This window comes from Kosakonia sp. CFBP8986 (genome assembly GCF_034044935.1).
In the GTDB taxonomy this organism is placed as follows: domain Bacteria; phylum Pseudomonadota; class Gammaproteobacteria; order Enterobacterales; family Enterobacteriaceae; genus Kosakonia; species Kosakonia cowanii.
In genome coordinates this window covers 90,574-111,834 of sequence record NZ_JAXCXB010000008.1, presented here as the reverse complement: position 1 = coordinate 111,834, position 21,261 = coordinate 90,574, and the positions used below count along the sequence as shown (strand labels likewise).

Sequence of the window (21,261 nt, the reverse complement as noted above, 5' to 3'; positions counted from 1 at the left end):
TATCATTAAAATGAATCACTTAACCGGAGGCGAAACGATGAACAAGGTTGCGCAATTTTACCGTGAACTGGTCGCTTCACTGACCGAGCGCCTGCGTAATGGCGATCGCGATATTGACGCATTGGTTGAACAGGCTCGCCTGAGGGTCACACAGACCGGTGAGTTAACGCGAACCGAGACGGATGAGTTAATGCGCGCTATTCGTCGCGATTTGGAAGAGTTCGCCCGCAGCTACAACGAAAGCCAGAGTGAGGTCACCGACGGCGTCTTTATGCGGGTAATTAAAGAGAGCATCTGGCAGGAGCTGGCGGATATTACCGATAAAACCCAGCTGGAGTGGCGCGAGGTGTTTCAGGATCTCAACCATCACGGCGTCTATCACAGCGGGGAGGTGGTCGGGCTGGGGAACCTGGTCTGCGAGAAGTGCCATTTCCATCTGGCGGTCTACACGCCGGATGTGCTGCCGTTATGCCCGAAATGCGGGCACGATCAGTTCCAGCGCCGTCCGTTCGAACCTTAACAGCAAGCGCCTGCCCACATCGCGCGGGCAGGCGTAAGGGGATTAATGCAGGATCTTGGCGAGGAAGTCTTTTGCGCGATCCGATTTCGGATCGTTAAAGAAGGCATCCTTCTCCGAGTCTTCGACGATTTTCCCTTCATCCATAAAGATCACGCGGTTCGCCACTTTACGGGCGAAGCCCATTTCGTGGGTTACCACCATCATCGTCATCCCTTCGTTAGCCAGTTCGACCATCACGTCCAGCACTTCGTTGATCATCTCCGGATCGAGTGCTGATGTCGGTTCATCAAACAGCATTGCTACGGGATCCATGCAGAGCGCACGGGCAATCGCCACGCGCTGCTGCTGACCGCCGGAGAGTTGTGCCGGGAACTTATTGGCGTGTGCCGTCAGCCCAACGCGCTCCAGCAGCTTCAGTCCTTTGTCGCGCGCCGCCGCTTTATCGCGTTTCAGCACTTTCACCTGCGCCAGCGTCAGGTTTTCGATAATCGACAGGTGCGGGAAGAGCTCAAAGTGCTGGAACACCATACCCACGTGGGAGCGCAGCTCTGCGAGATTGGTTTTCTTGTCGTTCACTTTGGTGCCGTTTACCAGGATCTCGCCTTTCTGCACCGGCTCAAGGCCATTGACGGTTTTGATCAGCGTCGATTTACCGGAACCCGACGGGCCGCAAACTACCACCACCTCGCCCTTTTTCACTTCGGTGGAGCAGTCGGTCAACACCTGAAAGTGGCCATACCATTTCGAAACATTTTTCAGGGAAATCATTAGACGGTCCTTTTCTTCAGCCAGCTGACCAACAGCGAAGCACTCAAACTGATAACAAAATAGACAGCGCCGGCAAACAGGATCATCTCGACCTGCGTACCGTCACGCTCGCCAATCGTGGAGGCCGTGCGGAAGAAATCCGCCAGGCTCAGGACATACACTAACGAGGTGTCCTGGAATAAGACGATGCCCTGGGTAAGCAGCAGCGGCACCATGGCGCGAAACGCCTGCGGCAGAATAATCAGCTTCATCGACTGCCAGTGCGTCATGCCGAGCGCCAGCGCCGCGCTCGACTGCCCGCGGGAGATACTCTGGATCCCGGCGCGGATAATCTCTGAGTAGTACGCCGCCTCAAACATCGCGAAGGCGACCATCGCCGAGATAAGCCGGATATCGGTTTTCGGCGACAGGCCCAGCACGTTTTGCAGAAAACCCGGCACGATCAGATAGAACCACAGCAGCACCATCACCAGTGGAATCGAACGGAAGACGTTAACGTAGCTTTTGGCGAACCAGCGCAGCGGCGCGAAGGTCGACAGACGCATCACTGCCAGCAGCGTGCCCCAGACGATACCGAACACAATGGCGATGGCGGTGATTTTCAGCGTCACCAGCAATCCCGCCCACAGATAGGGGAGGGAAGGGACGATTGAACTCCAGTCAAACTCATACATCGTTATTTGCCTCCCATATTGCCCGGCAGGCGGATTTTGCGTTCAACCAGGTTCATCACCAGCATAATCACGGCGTTAATCACCACGTAAGCGAGGGTAATGGCGGTAAAAGATTCCCATGCGTGGGCGGAGTAATCGAGCAGTTTGCCCGCCTGCGCCGCCATATCCACCAGACCAATGGTCGAAGCGATGGCCGAGTTTTTCACCAGGTTCATCATCTCGGAGGTCATCGGCGGAACGATCACGCGGTAGGCATTCGGCAGCAGCACGTAGCGGTAGGTTTGCGGCAGCGTCAGGCCCATCGCCAGCCCGGCGTTCTTCTGCCCGCGCGGCAGCGACTGGATCGCGGCACGCACCTGCTCGCAGACGCGAGCGGCAGTAAACAGCCCAAGGCAGACCATTGACGAGAGGAAGAACTGGATGTTGGGATCCAGTTCTGCCTTAAACCACATGCCGATATCTTCCGGCAGCAGCTCCGGTACCACGAGATACCAGGTAAAGAACTGCACAATCAGTGGCACGTTACGGAACAGTTCCACATATAAGGTGCCGATTCCGGAGAGGAAGCGGTTGGGAACGGTGCGCAGGATGCCAAAGAGGGAGCCGACCAGGAAGGCGATAATCCAGGCCGTCACCGACAGGGCAATGGTGACCTGAAAACCGCTCCATAACCAGCCAAGATAGGTGGTGTTGCCGAACGGGGCCTGTTGCAGGAAGATTCCCCAGTTCCAGTCTATGGACATAAATCTACTCCAGAAAAAAAAGGGTAGCAGCGCTACCCTCGAAGATTGTGTGAAGTGCGAATGTTCACGCTGAGTGGGGAACGGCCACTCAACGCATAGTCTGTCCGTGCAGCTTCGACAATCGAGAGGGCAGGTAAACCCGCCCCTAATGGTTGTAATTAGTTCAGAGCTTTGTCATTCGGTTCTTTGAACAGCGCTTTCATGTCGTCAGAAAGATCGAAGTTCAGGTTCATGTTTTTCGGTGGAATCGGGTTTTTAAACCACTTGGTGAACGATTTTTCCGCCGCGCCAGAGGTCTGGTACTGCGCGATGGTCTCATCCATCAGCTTTTTAAATTCCGGATCGTTTTTGCGCAGCATACAGCCGTAAGCCTCTTTCGACTGCGGCGTGCCGACGATCTCCCAGTTATCTTGTTTCTTCGCCTTCGCGCGCTCGCCAGCCAGCAGGGCATCATCCATCATAAAGGCCACCGCGCGGCCGCTCTCCAGCGTACGGAAGGAGTCGCCGTGATCTTTCGCGCTGATGATGCGCATATCCATCTTCTTCTCGTCGTTCAGCTTGTTAAGCAGGATCTCGGAGGTGGTGCCGGAGGTGACAACCACGGCTTTGCCTTTCAGGTCGGCGAAATCTTTGATCGGGCCGCCTTTTTTGGTCAGCAGACGGGTGCCAACCACGAAAATGGTGTCAGAGAAGGCCGCCTGTTTCTGGCGCTCGACGTTGTTAGTGGTGGAGCCACACTCAAAATCGAAGGTGCCGTTTTGCAGCAGCGGAATGCGGTTCTGCGAGGTGACAGGAATCAGCTTAACGGCCAGATCCGGCTTGTTGAGCTTTTTCTTCACCGCTTCAACGATAGCATTGGAGTAGTCTTGTGAATAACCGACAACTTTCTGTGCGTTGTCGTAATAGGAGAACGGTACGGAAGATTCACGGTGACCGACGACGATAACGCCGTTTTTGGCAATTTTATCCAGCGTCGATTGCTGAGCCGCTGCGTCGGCAGGCTTCGCCTCTTCGGCGTGTGCCAGACCGGCGGACAGTCCCATCACCAGCATGGCGGCGGCCAGTTTACGTAATTGCATATCCAGACTCCTTTATCGTCAGTGCGTAAAGCACAGTGATACCCGTTGTGTTGTTGTTATGTGCTGCTACATATTCGTGCAGTGTCGTGTGTGTTTGTTACATTTAGTCTGGCTTAATGTAAAGAATTTGCTGCGGTATTGTTTATTTTTGCGAGGCGCGCCGCACCGTTTAGAGGCAAAAATCTCACATTGCACCAGAATAGTGCTGCGACCGATCCCTGCCGGTGCGACCCGTTTACGCACGGGCAGATTTGGTCGTCACAGGGTAGATATAAGCAAGCGGCATGCCAGTTTGGCGGATGAAGAAGTGAGAAGTCACCCAGGCCGGATAAGCGCAGCGCTATTCGGCAAAGAGATGAGGTCACTGCCGGATGGCGGCTTGCGCCTTATCCGGCCTACGGGGAAGTGTGAAGTTTTGTAGGCCGGATAAGCGCAGCGCCATCCGGCAATCTAAGGCAGAAATTAACGGCGGCGTTGACGCAGGCCCAACACCAGCGCGGCAAAGCCCAGCAGAACCGTGATAATCCACACCGGCCAGTTACCCATTCGTGCATACGGCGTTAACCCGCTGGTGGGGGTTACTTTCGCCGTCAGCATCTCGCGGGTGAACTGCGGCAGCATCGCCTGGATCTCCCCCTGCGGCCCAATCACGGCGGTAATGCCGTTATTGGTGCTGCGCAGCAGCGGGCGCGCCAGCTCCAGCGAACGCATACGCGCCATCTGGAAGTGCTGCCATGGCCCAATTGACTTACCAAACCAGGCATCGTTGGAGATGGTCAACAGGAAGTCGGTGTCCGGACGGAAGTTATCCCGCACTTGCTCGCCGAGAATAATCTCGTAGCAGATTGCCGCCGTCAGTTTTAAACCATGAGCCGACAGCGGTGCCTGCACATAAGAGCCACGGCTAAAGGAGGACATCGGCAGATCGAAGAAGGGCGCGAGCGGTCGCAGAATCGACTCCAGCGGCACAAACTCGCCAAACGGCACGAGGTGATTTTTGTTGTAGCGATCCGTTGAGCGATAGCTATACGGGCTGCCGGTCCCCAGCGTAATCGCCGCGTTGTAGGTGTCGTAGCGATTCTGTTGATTGAGACGCGCATCAACAATACCGGTAATCAGCGTGGCATTGTTCGCCCGCAGGGTTTTATCCATCTGGTTGAGAAAACCCTGCTGATTAATCTCCAGATCCGGGATTGCCGACTCTGGCCAGATAATCAGCTGCGACTTGCCCAGCACCTGCTCTGTCGCACCGGCGTAAATCTTCAGCGTATTGAGTAGCTCACCTGCGTCCCACTTCATCGACTGGGGAATATTACCCTGCACCATCGTCACCTGGGTGGTGCGATCTGGCAGCAGCTGATACCACTGAATAAAACGCAGCGGGAAGGGGAGGGCGAAGAGCACAACCGCCGCCACCAGCGGACGCCAGTTACGGGTTGCCAGCGCCAGCACCAGCAGGCCGCTGACGACCATCAGCAGGATGTTAATCGACTCGACGCCGAGCACCGGTGCCAGACCTTTCAGCGGGCCATCAATCTGGCTATAGCCAAACTGCAGCCACGGGAAGCCGGTCAGCACCCAGCCACGCAGGAACTCGGTGATCTGCCACACCACCGGCGCGGCAACCGCCACGCGCAGCCAGCTGGTTTTTGGCCACAGGCGCGCGAGCAGGCCGGCAAACAGGCCGGTATAGAGCGAGAGATAAGCCGCCAGCAGCGCGACGATAAAGACATTGATTGGGCCAGGCATGCCGCCAAACTGCGCGATGCTGACATAGACCCAGTGCACGCCGCTGCCAAACAGGCCAAGCCCCCAGGCGTAGCCAATCCAGGCGGCCTGTAACGGACGGCGGTTAAGGGTTAAGCCCTGCAGGCCCATCAGGGAGAGAAGCGCGGCGGGCCAGAGGTCATAAGGTGAAAAAGCCAGCGTTCCGCTGGCTCCGAACAGTAACGCCAGCAGCAGACGGACGCGCTGGCGCTCAAACAAGGCGGCAAATACCATTTACATTACTCATCCAGTTTCGGTTGCGGAGAATCATCCGGCATTCTGACATGGACCTGAATAATACGTCGACTGTCTGCCATAGCGACCTTGAATTGGTAACCATCAATGTCGATAGATTCGCCGCGCGCGGGGAGGTGACCAAACGCCTGCATCACCAGACCGCCAATGGTATCGACCTCTTCATCGCTGAAGTGGGTACCGAAGGTGTCGTTAAAGTCTTCAATCGGCGCCAGCGCGCGCACCGTCCAGGTGTGACGGCTCAGCTGGCGGAAATCGATATCCTCTTCTTCGTCATACTCGTCTTCGATTTCTCCGACGATCAGCTCAAGAATATCTTCGATAGTGACCAGACCGGAGACACCACCAAACTCATCAATAACGATAGCCATGTGGTAGCGCTGGGAACGGAACTCTTTGAGCATACGGTCAACGCGCTTGCTCTCCGGTACCACCACTGCCGGGCGTAACACTTTTTCCATGCTGAATGCTTCGGCATCGCTGCGCATAAACGGCAGCAGATCCTTCGCCATCAGAATCCCTTCGATATGATCTTTGTCTTCGCTAATGACCGGGAAACGCGAGTGGGCGGACTCGATAATGACATCGAGACACTCGTCCAGCGTCTGGTTGCGTTTCAGGGTGATCATTTGTGAACGGGGGATCATGATGTCGCGTACGCGCTGGTCCGCAATATCCATCACCCCTTCGAGCATGTCGCGCGTATCTTCATCGATAAGCTCGTTCTGCCCGGAGTCTCGGATCAGAGCCAGTAATTCATCACGGTTTTTCGGTTCGCCGTGAAAGAGCTGGCTGAGTAAAAGGGAGAAGAATCCCTTTTTGCTGTTGGTGTTGTCGCTACTGTGTGAGTTATCGTCGCTCATGGCGTCGTGTGGGTTCTCATGTTGGTTGAATTGTCGCTCGTCACGCGTAAACTCAGCGCCGGACGGCATTTTGTGCCAATGCGCCAGCGAACTGGCGCACAGACTACTCCTTCTCGGAAATGTACGGATCCTCATAGCCCAGAGCAAGCATTATCTCTGTCTCGATCCCTTCCATCTCTTCCGCTTCCTCATCCTCGATATGGTCATACCCCAGCAGGTGTAAGCTGCCGTGGATCACCATATGCGCCCAGTGGGCTTCGAGGGGTTTAACCTGTTCGAGCGCCTCCTGCTCAACCACCTGGCGGCAGATGATCAGATCGCCCAGCAGCGGCATTTCGATACCGGGCGGCGCTTCGAACGGGAAAGAGAGCACGTTGGTCGGCTTATCTTTCCCGCGATAGGTCAGGTTTAGCTCGTGACTCTCTGCGCTGTCGACCAGGCGGATGGTCACTTCCGCTTCCGGCTGGAACTGCGGGATCACCGCGTCCAGCCAGGCCTGAAACTGCGCTTCATCCGGCAGGCCGGTGTTATCTTCGCAGGCCAGCTGTAAATCGAGGATCACCTGACTCATTTCTGCTCCTGATCCTGGGCTTCGCGCTTACGCTCGGCGGCCAGTTCTGCTTTCCGTTTTTGCTCCGCTTCTTCCCAGGCTTCATAAGCGATAACAATGCGTGCTACCACCGGGTGGCGCACCACGTCTTCGCTGTGGAAGAAGTTGAAGCTGATCTCATCGACATTCGCCAACACTTCGATAGCGTGGCGCAGGCCCGATTTGGTGCTGCGCGGCAGGTCAATCTGTGTGACGTCGCCGGTGATCACCGCTTTCGAGTTAAAACCAATACGCGTCAGGAACATCTTCATCTGTTCGATGGTGGTGTTCTGGCTCTCATCAAGAATGATAAAGGCATCATTCAGGGTGCGACCACGCATATAAGCGAGCGGGGCGACCTCAATGACGTTGCGCTCCATCAGCTTCTCAACGCGCTCAAAGCCAAGCATCTCAAACAGCGCGTCGTAGAGCGGGCGCAGATAAGGGTCAACCTTCTGGCTGAGATCGCCGGGCAGGAAGCCGAGCTTTTCACCCGCTTCCACCGCCGGGCGGGTCAGCAGAATGCGACGCACTTCCTGGCGCTCAAGCGCATCCACGGCGGCTGCGACTGCGAGGTAGGTTTTACCCGTACCCGCCGGGCCAACGCCGAAGGTGATGTCATGATCGAGCACGTTAGCGATGTACTGCGCCTGGTTCGGCGTGCGTGGCTTGATAACGCCGCGCTTGGTCTTGATGTTGACCGCTTTACCGTACTCCGGCACGCTCTCAGCGCTCTGCTCCAGCACGCGCGCTTCTTTGATCGCCAGGTGGATCTGGTTCGGCTCGATATCCTGGGTCTGACCGCGCATCGGCGCAGTGTCGACATACAGCGTGTGCAGAATATCGGCAGCCGCGTTGACGCAAATTTCGCGTCCGGTGAGTTTGAAGTGATTATCGCGGCGGTTGATTTCGATGCCCAGTCGCCGCTCCAGTTGTTTGATGTTGTCGTCAAACGGGCCGCACAGACTTAGCAGACGTGCGTTGTCCGCTGGCTCAAGGGTGATTTCACGCGTATCTATGTTCAAACTGTTCCTCTTTGATATGTGTCGCCATAGCGTCTCTCTGGCAAGTATTTACGGCATCGCCAGAAGTCGCAAGCATCAGACAGCATGTTGGGGTGATCGCGGGGAAAAGCAAGGCCTGCCAGAAATGGCAGGCCTGAGGTTTTACGGCTGATACGTACCTACGCCAAGCTCGTTCTCTTTACGGGTACGGGCGATCACCGAAGCCGGAGATTCCGCAACGCGCAGCCCCATCTCCTCTTCGGTACGCACCAGCACGCCGCGCAGGGAGTTGGTATAAACATCAACGATCTCGACGTCGACAAACTTGCCGATCATCTCCGGCGTGCCTTCGAAGTTCACCACGCGGTTGTTCTCGGTACGACCGGACAACTCCATGATGCTCTTACGCGAAGTACCTTCCACCAGAATACGCTGCGTGGTGCCCAGCATGCGGCGGCTCCAGGCCATCGCCTGCTGGTTAATACGGTCTTGCAGGATATAGAGACGCTGCTTCTTCTCTTCATCCGGCACGTCGTCAACCATGTCGGCAGCCGGGGTACCCGGACGCGCAGAGAAGATAAAGCTGTAGCTCATGTCGAAATTGACATCGGCAATCAGCTTCATAGTCTTCTCAAAGTCATCGGTGGTTTCGCCCGGGAAGCCGACGATAAAGTCAGAGCTGATCTGAATATCGGGACGCGCCTCGCGCAGCTTACGAATGATCGCTTTATACTCCAGCGCGGTGTGGGTACGCCCCATCAGGTTCAGCACGCGGTCGGAACCGCTCTGCACCGGCAGATGCAGGAAGCTCACCAGCTCCGGCGTATCGCGATAGACATCAACGATATCGTCGGTGAACTCAATCGGGTGGCTGGTGGTAAAGCGAATACGGTCGATGCCGTCAATCGCGGCGACCAGGCGCAGCAGATCGGCAAAAGTGCCGGTTGTGCCGTCATAGTTTTCACCGCGCCAGGCGTTAACGTTCTGGCCAAGCAGGTTCACTTCACGCACGCCCTGCGCCGCCAGTTGGGCGATCTCAAACAGGATGTCGTCAGAAGGACGGCTCACCTCTTCGCCGCGGGTGTAAGGCACCACGCAGTAGGTGCAATATTTATTGCACCCTTCCATGATCGAGACAAAGGCGGTCGGGCCTTCGGCGCGCGGCTCCGGCAGGCGGTCGAATTTTTCAATTTCCGGGAAGCTGATATCGACGACCGGGCTGCGGTTGCCGCGCACGGAGTTGATCATCTCCGGCAGACGGTGCAGGGTTTGCGGCCCGAAAATGATGTCGACATAGTGGGCGCGCTGGCGAATGTGATCGCCCTCCTGCGAGGCCACGCAGCCGCCGACGCCAATAATCAGCTCCGGGTTTTTCTCTTTCAGCAGCTTCCAGCGGCCCAGCTGATGGAAAACTTTCTCCTGGGCTTTTTCGCGGATTGAGCAGGTATTGAGCAGCAGCACATCCGCTTCTTCCGCAACCTCGGTCAGTTGATAGCCGTGGGTGGCATCCAGCAGATCGGCCATCTTTGATGAATCATATTCGTTCATCTGACAGCCCCAGGTTTTAATATGGAGTTTTTTTGTCATCGACTTGCTCTTGCGTAAGTTCGTATACCCGGAGTATGACGGGTATAAGCCAGGATTGCAGGCCGCGTATTGTAATGCTTTGGTTGCGCCCTGACCAGTATGACGGTTGACGGGGGGCAAGGGCGCAAAAATCCGGTAGACTTAGGCCATTCATCTAAAAGGACACTTCGCCATGACAAATCACTCCACAGAGGTCGCTATTGTTGGCGGCGGTATGGTCGGCGGGGCGCTGGCGTTAGGGCTGGCGCAACAGGGTTTTGCCGTCACGGTTATCGATAAACAGACGCCTGCGCCCTTTGATGCCAGCGCGCCGCCGGATGTGCGCATCTCGGCGATCAGCGCCGCCTCGGTCGAACTGCTGCGCGGATTGGGCGTCTGGGAGAGCATCGAAGCGATGCGTTGCCACCCCTACCGACAGCTGGAGACGTGGGAGTGGGAAAACGCCCATGTGCTGTTTGACGCCAGTGAGCTGAAGCTGCCGCTGCTCGGGTATATGGTGGAAAACAGCGTTCTGCAGTATGCCTTATGGCAGGCGTTACAGGCGCATCCGCAGGTGACGTTGAGCACCGGGACGCTAAGCGGGCGTGAAGCCAGTGAGGGCAGCCAAACCCTAAGTTTTGAAAATGGCGAAACGTTAACGGCACAACTGCTGATTGGCGCGGATGGTGCCAACTCCTGGGTACGCCAGTCTGCGGGGATCGGTATTCATGCCTGGCAGTACGATCAATCCTGCATGCTGATAAGCGTTGAGTGCGAGCAGGAGGCGGGCGAGTCGACCTGGCAGCACTTTACGCCGAACGGGCCGCACGCCTTTTTACCGCTTTATGATCGCTGGGCGTCGCTGGTGTGGTACGACAAGCCTGCGCGCATCCGCCAGTTACAAACCCTCTCCATGACGCAGCTGGAGCAGGAGATCGCCCGCAACTTTCCACCACGGCTGGGGCGCGTTAAGGCGGTCTCTGCGGCGTCGTTCCCGCTGGTGCGTCGCCATGCGCTGCAATATGTGCAGCCGGGGCTGGCGCTGGTGGGCGATGCGGCGCACACCGTTCATCCGCTGGCAGGGCAGGGGGTGAATCTTGGTTATCGCGATGTTGATGCGCTGCTGGATGTGCTGTCACGCGCCCGCAGCCACGGCGAAGCATGGGCCAGCCGCGAGGTGCTGCAACGCTACCAGACGCGGCGCAGGGCGGATAACTTCATTATGCAGAGCGGTATGGATCTCTTTTATGCCGGGTTCAGTAACGATCTTGGCCCGCTGCGTGTGTTACGCAATATTGGCCTGATGGCGGCAGAGCGCGCCGGAGGGTTGAAACGCCAGGCGCTGAAATACGCCTTAGGTCTGTAAAAAAGCGCGAGCGACAGGTCGCTCGCGTATACCGTTACGGCACCGCAAGCATCCTGTCGAGTGCCGTCTTCACCCGTTTGTTGTCAACGAAATAGGCCTGATAGCCTGTTGTCGCATCAATCTCCTGCAACGCCCATTTCCCTGCATGCACATCGCTGATGGCGCGCGCTGTGCGGTAGAGCGGTATCAGCAGCAGAACCAGCATGGTGCCCGCCGCCAGCCCTTCATAACTTACCAGCGGATTGGCGCGCGCCTGGTCGATCAACATCGCGATGGCTGCGAGTTGGATCAGCGCTCTCGTCATAAAACCGCGCATAAAAAACTGGCACAGCCGCTCAGGCGTGGAAAAACAGGGGTTTTTCAGCGAGGCGCGCTTCTCATGCACCGGGATCCCCTGCACGTAGACCATCCACTCCTCGCGCTCTTTTATCAACGTTGCTTTGCCGTTCTCGCTCAGGATATGCAGCCGCATCGAGACCAGCACCGGAAACAGCAGCCCGATAACCAGAAAATAGAGGATTGGCGCGGTCAGCCCGAGAAAGGTGGCGGCAATAACCGCGACGACCAGCAGCAGATGATAGGGGGAGTAAAACCACAGAGTCGTAGTTTGGTAATTCATGGTGCGCACCCGACAGGGGAAAGATGGCTCAAATTAGCATGCTGTTCAGGCGCTTAACAGCTACTGATTGTCAGGAGGCAGAAAACAAAAAAGCCCGCCGAAGCGAGCTTTTTTGTTTTGATTGGCTGGGGTACGAGGATTCGAACCTCGGAATGGTGGAATCAGAATCCACTGCCTTACCGCTTGGCGATACCCCAAAAGTGCGCTTGCCGAAGCAAACGTCTTTGAAGTTGGCTGGGGTACGAGGATTCGAACCTCGGAATGGTGGAATCAGAATCCACTGCCTTACCGCTTGGCGATACCCCAACAAATCTTTTTCGGTTTAATGCCTGAGCATTACGCCTTGAATATGGTGGCTACGACGGGAATCGAACCTGTGACCCCAGCATTATGAGTGCTGTGCTCTAACCAGCTGAGCTACGTAGCCAAATTTTACTGCTTACCCAGTCATCGACTGGCTGGGGTACCTGGATTCGAACCAGGGAATGCCGGTATCAAAAACCGGTGCCTTACCGCTTGGCGATACCCCAACGACTAACGCGTTAACACGCAGGAGTCGAAGAAGAGATGGCTGGGGTACCTGGATTCGAACCAGGGAATGCCGGTATCAAAAACCGGTGCCTTACCGCTTGGCGATACCCCATCCGTGCAACGCTTCTTTGGGAATGGTGCGGGAGGCGAGACTTGAACTCGCACACCTTGCGGCGCCAGAACCTAAATCTGGTGCGTCTACCAATTTCGCCACTCCCGCAAAAAAAGATGGTGGCTACGACGGGAATCGAACCTGTGACCCCAGCATTATGAGTGCTGTGCTCTAACCAGCTGAGCTACGTAGCCATCTTTTTTTCGCGTTACCTTATCGGCGTTGCGGGGCGCATTATGCGTATTGAGCCTGAGAGCGTCAACACCTTTTTCATCGAAAATTGCCGGAATGTGACTGTTTGGTTAGGTTGCGAACAGCATGTCGCTTTATTCAGCAAAAAACGATTTTCTGCGTGAAATCAGCGACACAAAAACAACAGGCCCCGCAGGGCCTGTATGCATAACCATCGCTCATCAGTAGGCTGACTGGTGAACACCAATAGCGCGGCCCGATGGATCGTTCATGGTTTTGAACGCTTCGTCCCATTCGAATGCTTTAGCCGATGAACAGGCCACGGACGGACCGCCCGGCACACATTCAGCGGCACTGGCGACCGGGAACAGCTCCTCGAAGATTTCACGGTAGAGATAAGCCTCTTTCGACGAAGGGGTGTTGTACGGGAAGCGGTAGCTGGCAGTCGCCAGTTGCTGATCCGTCACCTGCTGCGCCGCCACCTCTTTCAGGGTGTCGATCCAGCTATAACCTACGCCGTCGGAGAACTGCTCTTTCTGACGCCACGCCACGCTTGCCGGCAGGTAGGATTCAAAACATTCGCGCAGGATATGTTTTTCCATCTTACCGTTGCTGCCGCACATCTTATCCTGCGGGTTAATACGCATCGCCACGTCGAGGAAGTTTTTATCAAGGAACGGCACGCGCGCTTCCACGCCCCAGGCAGACATCGCTTTGTTGGCGCGGGCGCAGTCGAACATATGCAGCGCCTGCAGTTTACGCACCGTCTCTTCGTGCAGCTCTTTGGCATCCGGCGCTTTATGGAAATAGAGGTAGCCGCCAAACACTTCGTCAGAACCCTCGCCGGAGAGCACCATTTTGATGCCCATCGCTTTGATTTTGCGCGACATCAGATACATCGGCGTCGAAGCGCGAATGGTGGTTACGTCATAGGTTTCAATGTGATAGATCACATCGCGGATCGCATCCAGACCTTCCTGCACGGTGAAGTGAATTTCATGGTGTACGGTGCCGAGATGGTTCGCCACTTCCTGCGCCGCTTTCAGATCCGGCGCGCCCTTCAGGCCAACGGCGAAAGAGTGCAACTGCGGCCACCAGGCTTCTGATTTCTCCTGGTCTTCCACGCGGCGGGCGGCGAATTTTTTGGTGATCGCAGAGATAACCGAGGAGTCCAGCCCGCCGGAGAGCAGCACACCGTACGGCACGTCGGACATCAGGTGGCTCTTCACCGCATCTTCCAGCGCCTGGCGCAGCGCGTCTTTATCGGTAACGTTATCTTTTACGGCGTCATAAGAGAACCAGTCGCGCTGATAGTAGGAGCGGATTTCGCCCTCTTTGCTCCACAGATAGCTGCCCGCCGGGAACTCTTTAATGGTGCGGCAAACCGGCACCAGCGCCTTCATTTCAGAAGCAACATAGAGGTTGCCGTGCTCATCATGGCCCATATAGAGCGGGATGATGCCGATATGGTCGCGGCCAATCAGGTAAGCATCCTGTTCACTGTCGTAAAGCACGAAGGCAAACATACCTTGCAATTCGTCGAGGAATGCTGGCCCTTTTTCCTGATAGAGCGCGAGGATCACTTCGCAGTCGGAGCCGGTCTGGAAGGCGTAGCGGTCGCCGTACTCTGCGCGCAGCGCCTGGTGGTTATAAATTTCACCGTTAACGGCCAGCGCATGGGTTTTTTGTTGGTTATAGAGCGGCTGCGCACCGGCGTTGACGTCGACAATCGACAGACGTTCATGGGAGAGAATCGCTTTGTCACTGGCATAAACGCCGGACCAGTCCGGACCGCGGTGGCGCATCAGACGGGATAATTCGAGCGCTTTTTTACGTAATTCGCCTGCGTCGGTTTTGATATCCAGTACGCCAAAAATTGAACACATAGACTTCTCCGTTAACCTTGAGGGCATTGCTGTAATGTTGTGTGCTTGTAGCCAAAATGCCGCAAAAGACGGGCAGGGCGCAAGCCTTTTAGCGGCAGGAAATGAAAAAGTGCAACGTTGATTAATGAATGCTGAAAATCGCGTATGTATTGCGCTGGTTTATTGATGATTCTTCAAAATTAAGCGGTATTTATTAAACGAAGCGGTTTTTTGTGGCGGCAAAAATAAAAAACCACGCCCAAAGGCGTGGTTACGTTCAGATCACATCAATTTCGGCGACCGAGGGGTAAATCCACGATGGCCTGAACGGCATGCTGTCGATATCGTCGAGCCGCGAGACGCCAGAGAGCACCAGAATGGTCTCCAGACCGGCCTGGAAGCCAGCCAGGATGTCGGTGCGCAGGTTATCGCCGACAATGACCGTCTGCTCCGAGTGTGCCTGCATGGTATTCAGCGCGGCGCGAATGATCCACGGGCTCGGTTTGCCAACATAGAAGGGCTTACGGCCAGAGATCTTCTCAATACCGGCGCAGAGCGCGCCGCAGGCGGGGTAGAAGCCGCGGCCGTGCGTGTCCGGGTTGGTCGCGATAAAGCGTGCGCCGTTGGCGACGAAGAAGGCCGCGCGGTGCATCATCTCCCAGTTATAGGAGCGGGTTTCGCCGACGATGACAAAATCCGGGTTGATGTCGGTAATGGTGAAGCCAGCTTTATACAGCTCATGAATCAGTGCACCTTCGCCGACCACATACGCTTTTTTCCCCTCTTGACGCTTAAGGAAGTCCGCTGTTGCCATCGCCGAGGTGTAAAAGACGCTGGCGGGCACATCAATCCCCGCGGAGGCAAAGCGGTTAGCCAGATCCTGACCGGTCTGAGAAGGGTAGTTAGTCAGCAATACCAGCGGCATCTCTTTTTCAAGGATGCGGGTAACAAACTCGGCAGCGCCGGGAACGGCAACGTTATCGTGCATCAGCACGCCATCAATATCGCAGATTACATTCTGAATGGTCATGGAGTGTCCGGATAAAAAAATAAGTGTTAACTATAAACCTTGTCAGTTTTCCAGCAACCGCTGTAGCAGCAGACCGTTCAGCATCGCCCGTTTCACCAGCGCGAAGGCGCCAATCGCAGAGCGATGATCGAGGGTAGAGGGCACAACCGGCAGATTTTTGCGAAACGCCTTCAGTGACTGCGTATTGATACAGGCTTCAATGGCGGGCAGCAGGATTTTTTCCGCTTCAACAATCTCGCCGGCAATCACCACTTTTTGCGGGTTGAAGAGGTTAATGGCGATAGCGATAGTTTTACCGAGATGACGCCCGACGTACTCAATCACTTCGCAGGCCAGCGCATCGCCTTTGTTGGCGGCTTTGCAGATAGCCTTGATTGAGCAATCCTCCTCTTTCAGGCGGCTCTGATAACCCTGCTGTAACAGATGGCGGACCCGCTGCTCAATGGCGGCATTGGCGGCAATCGTCTCCAGGCAACCGAAGTTACCGCAGTGGCAGCGTTCGCCGAGGGGTTCTACCTGCACGTGACCAATTTCACCGACGTTACCGTTGCGACCGATAAAGATGCGGCCGCTGGAGATGATCCCGGCACCGGTGCCGCGATGCACGCGCACCAGAATGGAGTCTTCGCAATCCTGGCTTGCGCCAAAATAGTGCTCGGCCAGCGCCAGGCTACGGATATCGTGCCCAACGAAACAGGTCAATTTGAAGCGTTTTTCCAGCGCCTCAACCAGCGCCCAGTTTTCAACCTGAATATGCGGCATATAGCGGATCACGCCGCTCTCCGGATCGACCAGCCCCGGCAGGATCACCGAAATGGCGATCAGCTCGCGGATTTTACGCTGGCTGGCGTCGATAAACTGGCTGATGGTGTTGAGCAGTGCGTGCTCCAGCGTCTCCTGGGTGCGCTCCGGTAGAGGGTAGTGCTCTTCGGCCAGTACCTTGCTGCTCAGATCATAAAGCGTAAGGGTGGTGTCGTTGCGCCCGAGGCGCACGCCGATGGCCTGAAAATTGCGGGTTTCGGTAATGATAGAGATGGCGCGGCGGCCCCCGGTGGAGGCCTGCTGATCGACTTCTTTGATCAGCCCGCGTTCAATCAGCTGACGCGTGATTTTTGTCACGCTGGCGGGAGCAAGCTGGCTCTGTTCGGCAATCTGTATGCGTGAGATGGGGCCGTGTTGGTCAATCAGGCGGTAAACCGCCGCACTGTTAAGCTGTTTTACGAGGTCAACGTTACCAATTTGAGCTTGTCCGCCTGATGTCATACCGTCTCTTTATGCAGTGGCGACCTCGTTACCATTAACGATGGTCTTGATAATTTCATAATCACGCGTAAATGCGGTCAGGTTCGCCACCTTGCCTGCGGCGAGAGTGCCCAGCTTTTTGTCAACGCCAATGGCGCGAGCCGGGTAGAGCGTGGCCATACGCAGCGCTTCATCGAGCGCAATACCGACATGCTCGACCAGGTTACGCACCCCTTCGATCATCGTCAGGGCCGAGCCGCTCAGCGTTCCGTTTTCATCTACGCACAATCCATTCCGGTAGTATATTGTTTTGCCAGCAAAAATGAACTGATCAATATGTGCACCTGCGGGCGCGGTTGCATCGGTAACCAGACAGAGCTTGTCTCCCTTCAGCCGCTTCGCATTGCGAATATTAACGTAGTCGACATGCAACCCATCGGCAATCACGCCACAGTAAACATCTGTGTCATCAAGCACGGCGCCCGCCAGACCCGGCTCGCGTCCGGTGATGTACGGCATAGCATTATAAAGATGGGTGGCGAAGGTGATACCGGCGCGGAAACCGGCTTTCGCCTCGTTCAGCGTGGCGTTGGAGTGACCGGCGGAAACCACAATCCCCGCGTCGGCAAGCTTGCGGATCACCTCACATCCTGCCACTTCGGGGGCTAAGGTGATTTTTGTGATCACATCCGCGTTTTGACATAAGAAATCGACCAGCGCCGCATCCGGGTTACGCACGAAGTCCGGATTGTGGGTGCCTTTTTTGATGATGTTGAGCCACGGCCCTTCCAGATGCAGGCCCAGCGCCTGGTTCGGGTATTTTGCGAGGTAGTCGCGCATCACCTGCACGCCCTGCTTCATCAGGTCATCGCTGGTGGTAATCAGCGTCGGCAGGTAGCTGGTGCAGCCGGACTTCTCGTTAGCGCGCTGCATGATCTCCAGCGTCTCAACGCTGACAGCTTCGGCGGTATCGTTAAACTGCACGCCGCCGCAGCCGTTGAGCTGCACATCAATAAAACCAGGGGCGAGGAGGGCACCATTCAGCGATCGTTGTTCAATATCCGCTGGTAGCTCAGCCTGTGGGCAAAGGCGTTCAATCAGGCCATCGGCTACAACGAGCGCATGGTCATCCAAAATTTCATGGCCGGTAAAGATTCGGCAATGGGTTAAAGCATACATAACAACCCCCGGTTAACGATGAGTGCCGCTCCGCAGTGGCCTGCGAAGCGGATACAGACTTACAGACCTTTAATATTTTCCGCTTCTAACTCGTTGAAGTATTTCAGCGTTTTGACTTTCAGCTCCATCGTGGACGGCTCGTCGCAGACGATGACCGCTTTCGGATGCAGTTGCAGGCAGCTGATGGTCCACATATGGTTGACGTTACCCTCAACGGCCGCCTGCAGTGCCTGCGCCTTAACGTTGCCCAGCACCAGAATCATCACCTCTTCGGCATCGAGCAGCGTGCCGACGCCTACGGTCAGGGCATATTTTGGCACCTGATTAACATCGCCGTCGAAGAAGCGCGAGTTCGCTATGCGGGTATCATGGGTCAACGTTTTAATACGGGTACGCGATGCCAGCGACGATGCCGGTTCGTTAAAAGCGATATGACCATCGTTGCCTACACCGCCCATAAACAGATGAATTTTGCCGTAAGCGCGAATTTTTTCTTCGTAACGACGGCATTCTGCGTCAATATCGGGCGCGTTTCCATCGAGCAGGTTAATGTTTTCAGCAGGAATATCAACGTGATCGAAGAAATTACGGTGCATAAAGCTGTGGTAACTCTCCGGGTGATCCTTCGGCAGGCCTACATATTCGTCCATGTTAAAGGTGACGACATGCTTAAAGCTGACCTGGCCCGCTTTGTGCATTTCAACTAATGCTTTGTAGGCCGTAAGCGGCGTTCCGCCCGTTGGCAGGCCAAGTACAAAAGGACGATCGGCGGTGGGGTTGAATGCGTTAATGCGGTTGACGATATGGCGGGCGGCCCATTTACCGACCTGTTCAGCTGTCGCCAGGGGAATCAGTCTCATTGTTCACCTCAAAGTTTAATGAAAAGCATTGGCGGTGCGCCTTCTGGCTCAGCGTTAAGCGTAACCTGGTTTCGTCATAAGAAGGGAGCGATCCGCTTTGATATTTTTGATCTTAAAATAAGTTTTTGTTGATTGCCAGTATTGAGGAGTGGTGATAACGATAGTTAGTGATTTTAATCACAGAAAATGCGTGTTTAATTTGCGAGGCGAATTAATTTTGCAGACACTTCGTCAGGTAGTGGAAAAACAGGCATCAGTTCAGGGTTCGTTGCACAATAAAAAACAACTGTTTCAGTGAGCTTACGTTGAGCTCATAGGGGGAATAAAGTGAGTATTTTAGGCTATTTACAGAAGGTTGGCCGCGCGCTGATGGTGCCGGTCGCCACGCTGCCTGCGGCAGCGATTTTGATGGGAGTCGGCTACTGGATCGACCCTGTTGGTTGGGGAAGCCAAAACGCCCTGGCCGCGCTGTTTATCAAATCCGGTTCGGCGATCATCGACCATATGGGCGTGTTGTTCGCGGTCGGCGTCGCTTATGGGATGTCCAAAGATAAAGATGGCGCTGCGGCGCTGGCCGGTTTCGTCGGCTTCCTGGTGTTAACGACCCTCTGCTCGCCTGCCGCGGTGTCGATGATTCAAAAAATTCCGCTGGATCAGGTTCCCGCGGCCTTCGGCAAAATTGAAAACCAGTTTGTCGGTATTCTGGTCGGCATCATCGCCGCTGAGCTTTATAACCGCTTCAGCACCGTCGAGCTGCCGAAAGCGCTCTCCTTCTTTAGCGGCCGCCGTCTGGTGCCGATCATCACCTCTTTTGTGATGATCGCTGTGGCCTTTATCATGATGTTTATCTGGCCGGTGGTCTTTAGTGGCCTGGTCAGCTTCGGTGAACATATTCAGAAACTCGGCTCTGTCGGCGCGGGTGTTTACGCCTTCTTCAACCGTCTGCTGATCCCGGTAGGTCTGCATCACGCCCTGAACTCGGTCTTCTGGTTCGACGTGGCGGGCATCAATGATATCCCTAACTTCCTTGGCGGCGCGCAGTCTATCGAAGCTGGTAAAGCGACAGTGGGGATCACCGGGCGTTATCAGGCGGGCTTCTTCCCGATCATGATGTTCGGCTTGCCGGGTGCGGCGCTGGCGATCTATCAGTGCGCGCGTCCTGAGAACAAAGCCAAAGTGCTGGGGATTATGATGGCCGGTGCCTTCGCCGCCTTCTTTACCGGCATCACCGAGCCGCTGGAATTCTCCTTTATGTTCGTGGCACCGGTGCTGTATGTCATTCACGCCATTCTGACCGGTATCTCCGTCTATATCGCAGCCAGCATGCACTGGATTGCCGGTTTCGGCTTCAGCGCCGGGCTGGTGGATATGGTGCTCTCCTCGCGGAACCCGCTGGCGACCCAGTGGTGGATGCTGATCCCGCAGGGGCTGGTGTTCTTTGTTATCTACTACGTGGTATTCCGCTTCACCATTAAGCGATTCAACATGCTGACCCCGGGTCGTGAACTGGCTGTCGCCGGGGATGAAACCGATGGTCAGGATGTCAATATCAGTGCTAATAGCGAGCAGGATGTCAGCGGCCTGGCGCGTCAGTATATTGCTGCCGTCGGTGGCTCGGCGAACCTGACCGGTATTGATGCCTGTATTACCCGTCTGCGCCTTAACGTGAATGACTCTTCCCTGGTCAATGAAACGATGGCGAAACGCCTGGGCGCAACTGGCGTGATTCGTCTTAATAAAACCAGCGTGCAGATTATCGTCGGCTTTGTGGCAGAGAAAATTGCCAACGCGATGAAAACGGCAGGGGATGTCCCGGCAGCGGCAAGCAGCAGCGCAGCGCCGGCCCAGGCCGCGCCAGTAGCCGCCGCAAAACCACAGGCGGTGCCAAACGCGGTGGTAATTGCCGAGCTCCTGTCGCCGGTCACTGGTGAAGTGGTAGCGCTGGAGCAGGTTCCGGACGAAGCCTTTGCCAGCAAAGCGGTAGGCGATGGCGTGGCGGTAAAACCGACGGATAAAACCGTGGTTTCCCCGGCAGCTGGCACGATTGTGAAAATCTTCAATACCAACCATGCGTTCTGCCTGGAGACCGAAAAAGGTGCCGAGATTGTTGTCCATATGGGCATTGATACGGTTGCGCTGGGCGGCCAGGGCTTTACCCGTCTGGTGGAAGAGGGCGCGGAGGTGGTTGCCGGTCAACCGATCCTCGAAATGGATCTGGCGTACCTCAATGCCAATGCCCGCTCAATGATTAGCCCGGTTGTCGTCAGCAATATTGATGATTTCAGTGGTCTTGTCATTAAGGCGCAAGGCCATGTCGTTGCGGGTCAGACGCCGTTATACGAAATTAAAGGCTGATTGCTCCTGAGTCGGCACATTAGCCTTAAGCGGCGGGGGATCTCCTCCGCCGCTTTTTTTTACCCGCCGTTTAATGAATGCC

The 21,261-nt window shown here is 55.7% G+C and carries 18 protein-coding genes and 7 tRNA genes; 3 read left to right on the top strand and 22 right to left on the bottom strand.

Annotated features, from left to right (window positions below; all coding sequences use genetic code 11):
* The first annotated feature begins 37 nt into the window (after positions 1-37).
* A complete protein-coding gene (locus SOM48_RS18105) occupies positions 38-520 on the top strand; it encodes a zinc ribbon-containing protein (RefSeq protein ID WP_054804213.1) in 483 nt (160 codons plus the stop codon).
* A 42-nt stretch (positions 521-562) separates the two neighbouring features.
* Here SOM48_RS18105 and SOM48_RS18100 read toward each other — a convergent pair whose 3' ends face one another.
* From SOM48_RS18100 to miaB, 9 genes are all read right to left on the bottom strand, one after another.
* Entirely contained in the window at positions 563-1,288 is a 726-nt protein-coding gene (locus SOM48_RS18100; RefSeq protein WP_023479949.1) for an amino acid ABC transporter ATP-binding protein, read from the bottom strand.
* Positions 1,288-1,962: a glutamate/aspartate ABC transporter permease GltK gene (gene gltK / locus SOM48_RS18095; RefSeq protein ID WP_054804212.1), complete on the bottom strand. Its 675-nt coding sequence runs from the start codon at positions 1,960-1,962 to the stop codon at positions 1,288-1,290. Before gltK ends, SOM48_RS18100 begins: the two co-directional genes overlap by 1 nt.
* 2 nt (positions 1,963-1,964) lie before the next feature.
* The gene (gene gltJ / locus SOM48_RS18090) at positions 1,965-2,705 is read right to left on the bottom strand and encodes a glutamate/aspartate ABC transporter permease GltJ (protein ID WP_023480005.1); all 741 of its coding nucleotides are present in this window, start codon (positions 2,703-2,705) and stop codon (positions 1,965-1,967) included.
* A 158-nt stretch (positions 2,706-2,863) separates the two neighbouring features.
* Entirely contained in the window at positions 2,864-3,784 is a 921-nt protein-coding gene (locus SOM48_RS18085) for an amino acid ABC transporter substrate-binding protein (RefSeq protein ID WP_076769549.1), read from the bottom strand.
* A gap of 462 nt (positions 3,785-4,246) precedes the next feature.
* Positions 4,247-5,785, bottom strand: a complete 1,539-nt coding sequence (gene lnt / locus SOM48_RS18080; protein ID WP_313277887.1) for an apolipoprotein N-acyltransferase — start codon at positions 5,783-5,785, stop codon at positions 4,247-4,249.
* A 5-nt stretch (positions 5,786-5,790) separates the two neighbouring features.
* Complete coding sequence (corC, locus tag SOM48_RS18075; protein ID WP_023479952.1) at positions 5,791-6,669, bottom strand: CNNM family magnesium/cobalt transport protein CorC; 879 nt, start codon at positions 6,667-6,669, stop codon at positions 5,791-5,793.
* A 103-nt stretch (positions 6,670-6,772) separates the two neighbouring features.
* Positions 6,773-7,240 carry an rRNA maturation RNase YbeY gene (ybeY, locus tag SOM48_RS18070; protein ID WP_023479990.1) on the bottom strand — a complete coding sequence of 156 codons (468 nt, stop codon included), beginning with the start codon at positions 7,238-7,240 and terminating at the stop codon, positions 6,773-6,775.
* Positions 7,237-8,283, bottom strand: a complete 1,047-nt coding sequence (locus SOM48_RS18065) for a PhoH family protein (protein ID WP_023479981.1) — start codon at positions 8,281-8,283, stop codon at positions 7,237-7,239. Before SOM48_RS18065 ends, ybeY begins: the two co-directional genes overlap by 4 nt.
* A 141-nt stretch (positions 8,284-8,424) precedes the next feature.
* Entirely contained in the window at positions 8,425-9,849 is a 1,425-nt protein-coding gene (gene miaB / locus SOM48_RS18060; RefSeq protein ID WP_023480007.1) for a tRNA (N6-isopentenyl adenosine(37)-C2)-methylthiotransferase MiaB, read from the bottom strand.
* A gap of 172 nt (positions 9,850-10,021) precedes the next feature.
* On the opposite strand from miaB, the gene ubiF reads away from it, so the two are divergent.
* Positions 10,022-11,194 (top strand): 3-demethoxyubiquinol 3-hydroxylase, encoded by a 1,173-nt coding sequence (gene ubiF, locus SOM48_RS18055; RefSeq protein WP_320512688.1) that lies wholly within the window; start codon positions 10,022-10,024, stop codon positions 11,192-11,194.
* Between the two features lie 34 nt (positions 11,195-11,228).
* Here ubiF and SOM48_RS18050 read toward each other — a convergent pair whose 3' ends face one another.
* The 13 genes from SOM48_RS18050 to nagB form a co-directional block, all read right to left on the bottom strand.
* Entirely contained in the window at positions 11,229-11,813 is a 585-nt protein-coding gene (locus SOM48_RS18050; RefSeq protein WP_139965427.1) for a hypothetical protein, read from the bottom strand.
* Positions 11,814-11,935: 122 nt separating this feature from the next.
* Positions 11,936-12,010 (bottom strand) — tRNA-Gln (locus tag SOM48_RS18045).
* Between the two features lie 34 nt (positions 12,011-12,044).
* Positions 12,045-12,119, bottom strand: a tRNA-Gln gene (locus SOM48_RS18040).
* Positions 12,120-12,163: 44 nt separating this feature from the next.
* Positions 12,164-12,240 (bottom strand) — tRNA-Met (locus SOM48_RS18035).
* Between the two features lie 28 nt (positions 12,241-12,268).
* Positions 12,269-12,343: transfer RNA gene (locus SOM48_RS18030), tRNA-Gln, on the bottom strand.
* Between the two features lie 38 nt (positions 12,344-12,381).
* Positions 12,382-12,456 (bottom strand) — tRNA-Gln (locus SOM48_RS18025).
* Between the two features lie 23 nt (positions 12,457-12,479).
* Positions 12,480-12,564: transfer RNA gene (locus SOM48_RS18020), tRNA-Leu, on the bottom strand.
* Between the two features lie 9 nt (positions 12,565-12,573).
* Positions 12,574-12,650: transfer RNA gene (locus SOM48_RS18015), tRNA-Met, on the bottom strand.
* Between the two features lie 219 nt (positions 12,651-12,869).
* Positions 12,870-14,534, bottom strand: coding sequence for an asparagine synthase B (gene asnB / locus SOM48_RS18010; RefSeq protein WP_023479951.1), 1,665 nt, complete (start codon positions 14,532-14,534; stop codon positions 12,870-12,872).
* A 256-nt stretch (positions 14,535-14,790) separates the two neighbouring features.
* Positions 14,791-15,543, bottom strand: a complete 753-nt coding sequence (locus SOM48_RS18005; RefSeq protein WP_023479994.1) for an HAD-IIA family hydrolase — start codon at positions 15,541-15,543, stop codon at positions 14,791-14,793.
* A gap of 42 nt (positions 15,544-15,585) precedes the next feature.
* A complete protein-coding gene (gene nagC / locus SOM48_RS18000) occupies positions 15,586-16,806 on the bottom strand; it encodes a DNA-binding transcriptional regulator NagC (RefSeq protein ID WP_042713659.1) in 1,221 nt (406 codons plus the stop codon).
* Positions 16,807-16,815: 9 nt separating this feature from the next.
* Positions 16,816-17,964: an N-acetylglucosamine-6-phosphate deacetylase gene (gene nagA, locus SOM48_RS17995; RefSeq protein ID WP_320512686.1), complete on the bottom strand. Its 1,149-nt coding sequence runs from the start codon at positions 17,962-17,964 to the stop codon at positions 16,816-16,818.
* Between the two features lie 59 nt (positions 17,965-18,023).
* On the bottom strand, positions 18,024-18,824 hold the full coding sequence (gene nagB, locus SOM48_RS17990; RefSeq protein WP_042713656.1) for a glucosamine-6-phosphate deaminase: 801 nt from the start codon (positions 18,822-18,824) through the stop codon (positions 18,024-18,026).
* 327 nt (positions 18,825-19,151) lie between these two features.
* On the opposite strand from nagB, the gene nagE reads away from it, so the two are divergent.
* Complete coding sequence (nagE, locus tag SOM48_RS17985; RefSeq protein WP_076769554.1) at positions 19,152-21,179, top strand: N-acetylglucosamine-specific PTS transporter subunit IIBC; 2,028 nt, start codon at positions 19,152-19,154, stop codon at positions 21,177-21,179.
* Positions 21,180-21,261: the final 82 nt, after the last annotated feature.